Origin of the sequence: Bradyrhizobium sp. SZCCHNGR1005 (genome assembly GCF_032489995.1) — a bacterium.
Lineage (GTDB): Bacteria > Pseudomonadota > Alphaproteobacteria > Rhizobiales > Xanthobacteraceae > Bradyrhizobium.
The window spans coordinates 21,153-28,193 of record NZ_JAUEZC010000018.1; the positions used below are offsets into that span (position 1 = coordinate 21,153).

At 62.0% G+C, this 7,041-nt stretch carries 4 protein-coding genes; 3 read left to right on the forward strand and 1 reads right to left on the reverse strand.

What is annotated here, in order from left to right:
• The first annotated feature begins 130 nt into the window (after window positions 1-130).
• Together ald and QXZ85_RS33405 are read left to right on the forward strand one after the other, a co-directional pair.
• Complete coding sequence (ald, locus tag QXZ85_RS33400; protein ID WP_315765987.1) at window positions 131-1,243, forward strand: alanine dehydrogenase; 1,113 nt, start codon at window positions 131-133, stop codon at window positions 1,241-1,243.
• A gap of 740 nt (window positions 1,244-1,983) precedes the next feature.
• Window positions 1,984-3,375, forward strand: a complete 1,392-nt coding sequence (locus tag QXZ85_RS33405) for an amino acid permease (RefSeq protein WP_316175669.1) — start codon at window positions 1,984-1,986, stop codon at window positions 3,373-3,375.
• Window positions 3,376-3,513: 138 nt separating this feature from the next.
• Here QXZ85_RS33405 and QXZ85_RS33410 read toward each other — a convergent pair whose 3' ends face one another.
• Window positions 3,514-5,001 (reverse strand): DHA2 family efflux MFS transporter permease subunit, encoded by a 1,488-nt coding sequence (locus QXZ85_RS33410; protein ID WP_315705320.1) that lies wholly within the window; start codon window positions 4,999-5,001, stop codon window positions 3,514-3,516.
• 445 nt (window positions 5,002-5,446) lie between these two features.
• Here QXZ85_RS33410 and guaB point away from each other — a divergent pair, with 445 nt between their 5' ends.
• A complete protein-coding gene (guaB, locus tag QXZ85_RS33415) occupies window positions 5,447-6,934 on the forward strand; it encodes an IMP dehydrogenase (RefSeq protein WP_315705321.1) in 1,488 nt (495 codons plus the stop codon).
• Window positions 6,935-7,041: the final 107 nt, after the last annotated feature.

A 7,041-nucleotide genomic window follows, 5' to 3' on the forward strand; every position in this document is an offset into this window, starting at 1 on the left:
CTGTTTGGAATCCTGCGCGTCGCTGTCGGAATCATTGAAATTCTGCACCAATTGACCTTCGGTGCGCAAGTTTGCAGGAAAACGAACCGCTCTTTCGACTACAAACGGTTTGCCAATTAGGGAGATGCAAATGAAGGTCGGTGTTCCCAAGGAAATCAAGACACACGAATATCGCGTGGGCCTTACGCCCGGAGCAGTCCGCGAATACGTGTCGGCCGGCCACGACGTGGCAGTCGAAACCAATGCCGGCGCCGGCATTGGCGCAACGGACGACAATTATCGGAAGGCCGGTGCAACGATTCTGGGGTCGGGTCGCGAGGTATTTGCATCGAGCGAAATGATCGTAAAGGTCAAGGAACCCCAGCCGTCCGAATGGGAGCAGTTGCGAGAGAGCCAGATCCTCTTCACTTATCTGCATCTGGCGCCGGACCCGGAGCAGGCTAAGGGGCTCTTAAGGTCGGGGTGCACCGCAATCGCTTACGAGACCGTAACTGATGCGCAGGGCGGACTTCCGTTGCTTGCGCCGATGAGCGAGGTCGCGGGCAGGCTTGCGATCGAGGCGGCAGGTGCGGCCCTGAAGCGGGATGCTGGCGGGCGGGGAATATTGATTGGCGGGGTGCCCGGTGTTCCGCCTGCCCAAATTGTTGTGATTGGAGGCGGCGTTGTCGGTACGCATGCGGCACGCATGGCGGTCGGTCTGGGGGCTTCGGTCACAATCGTTGATCGCTCGATACCGAGGCTGCGCGAGCTGGATGAACTGTTTGGCGGGCGCGTTCATACCAGGTTCTCGACGATCGACACAGTTGAGGAAGAGGTATTTGCCGCAGACGTCGTAGTCGGGGCGGTCCTTGTTCCCGGAGCAGGCGCGCCGAAACTCGTCAGCCGTGGCATGTTGAGCGGGATGCGCAAAGGCTCGGTAATTGTTGACGTCGCCATTGATCAAGGTGGCTGCTTTGAGACCTCGCACGCGACCACCCATGCTGATCCAACTTATGAAGTGGACGGCGTCATTCATTATTGTGTGGCCAATATGCCGGGAGCTGTCCCACTGACTTCAAGCCATGCACTCAATAACGCCACGCTGCCATTTGGTTTGGCTCTCGCCAAAAAGGGATTTTCAGCTGTGCTTGAAAATCCGCATCTGCGCGCCGGCCTCAATGTCTATCGGGGCCGGCTCACTCATAGGGCGGTGGCCGAGAGTCTCGGCCTGCCATTCTCAGCGATCGAACAGGCCGGGCTCTGATCCCTGAGGTCGCCGGTGACCCGTCCCTCGACCGTCCTGATGGGCGAGGTTGCGGGGAGCACCGCAGCAATGTTTGGCAATCATCGACATGAGCCGGGATTGACCCCGACTCCTTTCATTCGCGCATTCGTAGATCGTCCAGCGACTGGCGTGCGGCAATCAGGATGGAAGGGCCGGCAGCTCGGATGAAAATTGCCGTTCTGCCGAACTCTCTCGTCTTAGAGCAGGCAGACGCAGGAATCCTGCGCCAGCAGACGATCCTCGATTGAAGTTTGCTGAGAAATAAACCGCAGGTCGATGGTAGATCCCTGAGGAAATCAAGAACCAGGATTATCCAATGAACCCTTACGCCCGCCATTCGAGAATACGTCAAGGCAGGACCAAGCGTCATTGTCGGAACAGGGAGGGGAAGGCATTGGAGCCTCTGATGAAACATGTTGTCAGATCGGCACGACCGTCATCGACCCTGCGGGAGGGGTGTTTGCAGCTGCACAGATGATTGAGAAAGCGGTAGCTGCCCAGCCAAGCGAACGGCGGCGGCTGCGCAATAATCAAGCGGCTTCGTCACTGTTAAAGGGGCGCGGGAAGTAAGGCTGATTGGGCTGACGACCTCGCGCGGGATCACATCTACGTCAATGTTGCTGCGGTCAGAGCTTTCGGGCGGTTCACGTGCTCAGCCGTCGCGCAACCAAACATCCAAACATAAAGGGAGGCGACAAATGTCTGGGAGGAAAGAGGGATTGCAACGCGACTTGGGTCAGCGTCAGATGCGACTCATGGCGCTTGGCGCAGCCATCGGCGTCGGCCTATTTCTTGGTTCGGCCAATGCGATCAAGATGGCAGGTCCGGGCATCATTCTGTCCTACATCATCGGCGGCGCCGTCATCTTCATCATCATGCGGGCACTGGGCGAGATGGCGGTGCATAATCCCGTCGCAGGGTCGTTTAGTCGTTATGCAAGAGACCTTCTGGGGCCGCTCGCAGGCTACTTGACCGGCTGGAACTACTGGTTCCTGTGGGTCGTGACGTGCATTGCGGAAATTACCGCGGTCGGCATCTATATGGAGATGTGGTTTCCGGAAGCGCCACGCTGGATCTGGGCGCTAGCTGCACTGAGCGCGATGGGGGCAGTCAACCTCGTGACAGTCAAAGCCTACGGTGAATTCGAGTTCTGGTTTGCCTTGATCAAGGTCGTGACCATTGTACTCATGATCTGCGCCGGGTTGACCATGATGGTATTCGGGCTGGGAAACAACGGCGTTGCCACCGGCATTTCCAATTTATGGACGCAGGGTGGGTTTCTTCCGAATGGTGCACTCGGCCTGCTCATGTCACTGCAAATGGTGATGTTTGCTTATCTCGGCGTGGAAATGATCGGTCTGACTGCCGGTGAGGCAGTAGATCCAACGAACTCGATTCCGAAGGCCATCAACTCTGTCTTTTGGCGCATTGTGGTTTTCTACGGCGGCGCGCTGTTCGTGATCCTGTCGATCTACCCATGGAACGAAATCGGCACGCAGGGCAGCCCATTCGTCATGATCTTCGAACGGCTGGGCATCAAGACGGCGGCCGGTATCATCAACTTTGTGGTCCTCACTGCCGCACTTTCGTCATGCAACACCGGTCTCTTCAGTACAGGCCGCATGCTCTATGATCTGGCGCAACAGGGGCAGGCGCCGCGCACGTTTGCAACAACGACATCCAGAGGCGTGCCTGTCCCGGCCATCGTGGTCTCGGCGATAGCCCTGCTTCTTGGCGTGCTGCTCAACTACTCTGTCCCGGAGAAGATATTCATCTGGGTAACCGCAATCTCGACCTTCGGAGCGATCTGGACGTGGGGAATAATTCTTCTGACGCAGTTGAAGTTCCGTTCGACGCTGTCTGCTATCGAGCGCCAGAACCTGACATTCCGTATGCCGCTTTGGCCGTACGGGTCGTGGTTCGCTCTGGCCTTTCTGGCGTTGGTGATCGGCGTGATGGCCTATTTCCCCGACACCCGCGTCGCGCTGGTTGTCGGTCCTGTCTGGCTGGGAATGCTGACGGTGCTCTACTACATGCGCCGCCCGCGCTCGCTCAAGCCGGGCACGGAGAGGTCGCGATCGACCAGGAGCCCGGTTGAAAGGAGGCGTTGAACTGGCGCGTTCCTAGCGGTGGCCCGGCCCGACAGCGAGGCTGTTTCGCGGGGCCACAGGGTAGGCTCGTGCCTTGATCGTCTCAGATCGCATCTTTTCGAGAGCGGGCGATACTTTCCTTAGTTGTGGTAGCGGAGCTTATCCCAGCCTTTGGTCCCGCGCGTCCTGTGTGGTCTCGGATGCTGATTTGGTCGCGGCTTTCTCCGCGCCCTTTTCGGCGCCCTTGCGGCTCGCGATCGCAGTGACCTTGCGGCCGGAGATTTCGCTGCCGGCGTCATCGGGCATCTGCCAGAACAGGATGGATGACAGCGCGGAGGTGATGGCGACCACGATGAAGGCCGGCGCAAAGGAGTCGGCGCTGAGCTCGGCGGCGTGATGCAGCCACATCGTGGTTTCCACCGAGAAGGCGCCGACGGCGACGCCGGCCGAAATCGCAAGCTGCTGGCCGACGCTGGTCAGCGTGGTGGCGCGGCTCATCTGCGCGGTCTCGACCTCGGCATAGGCCACAGTGTTGATGGCGGTGAACTGCAGCGAGCGGAAGAAGCCGCCGACCGCCAGGATGATCAGGATCAGAAGCAGCGGCGTATGCGGGGTGAACAGCGCGCACGCCGCCAGGAAGACCGAACTGACGAGCGCATTGATCGTCATCAGGTAGCGGAAGCCGAAGGTCCGGATGATGCGCGCTGCCAGCGTCTTCATCCCCATCGCGCCGGCCGAGGAGCCGAAGGTGACGAGGCCCGACTGGAACGGCGACAGGCCGAAGCCGATCTGCATCAGGAGCGGCAGCAGGAACGGCATCGCGCCGATGCCGAGCCGGAACAGGAAGCCGCCGATCAGGCTGGCGCGCAGCGTGTTCAGCCGCAGCATCGAGAAGTCGAGCACCGGCGAGTTGGTGCGGCGGGAGTGGATGACATAGAGCGTCATCGACACGGCGCCGATGCCGATCAGCGCGATCACGATCGACCACGGCAACAGGTTGAGACCCGCCACGGAGAGCCCGAACGCCATGCCGGCGAGCCCGATGCCCGCCAGCACCATGCCGGTGAGATCGAACGGCTCGGGATTGTCGCTCTTGATCGGAGCGATCACGCGCAGCGCCAGCACGATCCCGGCAAGGCCGATCGGGATGTTGATCAGGAAGATCCAATGCCAGGAAAAATAGGTGGTGATGAAACCGCCGAGCGGCGGTCCAATCACGGGGCCGACCAGCGCCGGGACCGTGACCCAGGCCATGGCGCCGACCAGCGCACTCTTGTCGACCGAGCGCAGCAGCACCAAGCGCCCGACCGGCGTCATCATCGCGCCGCCGATGCCTTGCAGGATGCGGGCGAACACGAAATGGGCCACCGATTGCGACAGTGCACAGCCGATAGAGCCGAGGATGAACACGACGACCGCCAGGCTGAACACCTTGCGCGCCCCGAAGCGGTCGGCGGTCCAGCCGCTCGCCGGAATGAAGACGGCAAGCGAGAGCAGATAGGAGGTGATGGCGAGTTTCAGCGTCAGTGGGCTGGTGCCGATATCGGCCGCGATCGCCGGCAGCGACGTCGCGATCACGGTGGAGTCCATGTTTTCCATGAACAGGGCGGCAGCGACGATCAGCGGAATGACGCGTTGTTTGTTCATCGAAAGTCGGGCTTGACGGGAAGGAAGGAGGGCCGGGCGGCTTTATCATCCTGCCATCGCCGGAACCATTGTCCGGGCCGCATGGCCCCCTGGACCCAGCGGGACTCGGGTCAGATTTCGGGGATCGGACAGGCGCGATGACGAGCCTGTGAGGCGAGCGCCAGGCTGGATGGCGACCGGCGGGGCCGGGCGGGGAACTTTCCGTTCCGGAATCCCGCGCTGCGCGATCTTTTATTCCGTCGCATATCCCGCTGATGTCGACCACGTCGTTCGCATTTGCGGGATTTCCCGCCGCTGGCCCTTTGATTCGTCACAGGGCCATGCTATCGACCCGCGTCAACCCCACCGATGGGCATCGATTCGACTGCGGATCACGAGGTCTGCTGACGGCGCCGCTCATCCGTAACCGCATCGCGGCCGCACCGCCGCAGACAAGGAGTTGACGATGGCGACCGTGCAGGGACTTCGCGAAGCTTTTACGTTCGATGACGTGCTGCTGAAGCCGGGTCTATCGGACGTCCTTCCCTCCGATGTGGATATCCGCTCGCAGGTGACGCGGGCGATCCCACTCAATATCCCGATCATGGCCTCCGCCATGGACACCGTCACCGAGGCCAAGATGGCGATCGCCATGGCGCAGGCCGGCGGTATCGGCGTCATCCACCGCAATTTCGATCCCGAAGGCCAGGCCGCCCAGGTGCGGCAGGTGAAGAAGTTCGAATCCGGCATGGTGGTGAACCCGCTCACCATCGGTCCTGACGCGACGCTCGCCGATGCGCTGGCGCTGATGAACGATCACGGCTTCTCCGGCATTCCGGTCGTGGTCGGCGGCGGCAAGGGCATTCCGGGCAAGCTGGTCGGCATCCTCACCAACCGCGACGTGCGCTTCGCCACCGATCCGCGGCAGAAGATCTCCGAACTGATGACGCATCAGAACCTCGTCACGGTGCGCGAGGGCGTCGGCCAGGACGAAGCCAAGAAGATCCTGCACCAGCATCGCATTGAAAAGCTGCTCGTGGTCGACGATCAGTATCGCTGCGTCGGCCTGATCACCGTGAAGGACATGGAGAAGGCAGTCGCACATCCACTCGCTTGCAAGGATGCGCAGGGCCGCCTCCGCGTGGCCGCGGCGACGACGGTGGGCGAGGGCGGTTTCGAGCGCACCGAGCGGCTGATCGACGCCGGCGTGGATCTGATCGTGGTCGACACCGCTCACGGCCATTCCTCGCGCGTGCTCGATGCGGTCAACCGCATCAAGCGGCTGTCGAACGGGGTGCAGGTGATTGCCGGCAACATCGCGACCCGTGACGGCGCGCAGGCGCTGATCGACGCCGGCGCCGATGCGGTCAAGGTCGGCATCGGCCCGGGCTCGATCTGCACCACCCGCATCGTGGCCGGCGTCGGCGTGCCGCAGCTCACCGCGATCATGGACGCGGTGGAGGCGACCAAGAAGGCCGGCGTCTCCGTGATCGCCGACGGCGGCATCAAATATTCCGGCGACCTCGCCAAGGCGCTCGCCGCCGGCGCCGACGTCGCCATGGTCGGCTCGCTGCTCGCCGGCACCGACGAGACCCCCGGCGAAGTGTTCCTGTGGCAGGGCCGCTCCTACAAGGCCTATCGCGGCATGGGTTCGGTCGGCGCGATGGCGCGCGGCTCGGCCGACCGCTATTTCCAGCAGGACATCAAGGATACGCTCAAGCTGGTGCCGGAGGGCATCGAGGGCCAGGTGCCGTACAAGGGCCCGGTCGGCAACGTCATGCACCAGCTCGCTGGCGGCCTGCGCGCCGCGATGGGCTATGTCGGCGCCAAGGACCTCGCCGAGTTCCACGACAAGGCCCAGTTCGTCCGCATCACCGGCGCGGGCCTGCGCGAAAGCCACGTCCACGATGTGACCATCACCCGCGAGAGCCCGAACTATCCGGGCGGGGTGTGACCTTGCTGTCATTCCGGGGCACGCGAAGCGTGAACCCGGCGACTGTCTTAGCTGTCAAGCGATTGCTGGGTATATCGGGTGTTGTTTTTGACCATGGTGTTTGCGGT

Bases quoted from the DNA above. Each gene is read 5' to 3' on its own strand.
- ald (WP_315765987.1), top strand. From the start codon at position 131: ATGAAGGTCGGTGTTCCCAAGGAAATCAAGACACACGAATATCGCGTG.
- guaB (WP_315705321.1), top strand. From the start codon at position 5,447: ATGGCGACCGTGCAGGGACTTCGCGAAGCTTTTACGTTCGATGACGTG.
- QXZ85_RS33410 (WP_315705320.1), bottom strand. From the start codon at position 5,001: ATGAACAAACAACGCGTCATTCCGCTGATCGTCGCTGCCGCCCTGTTC.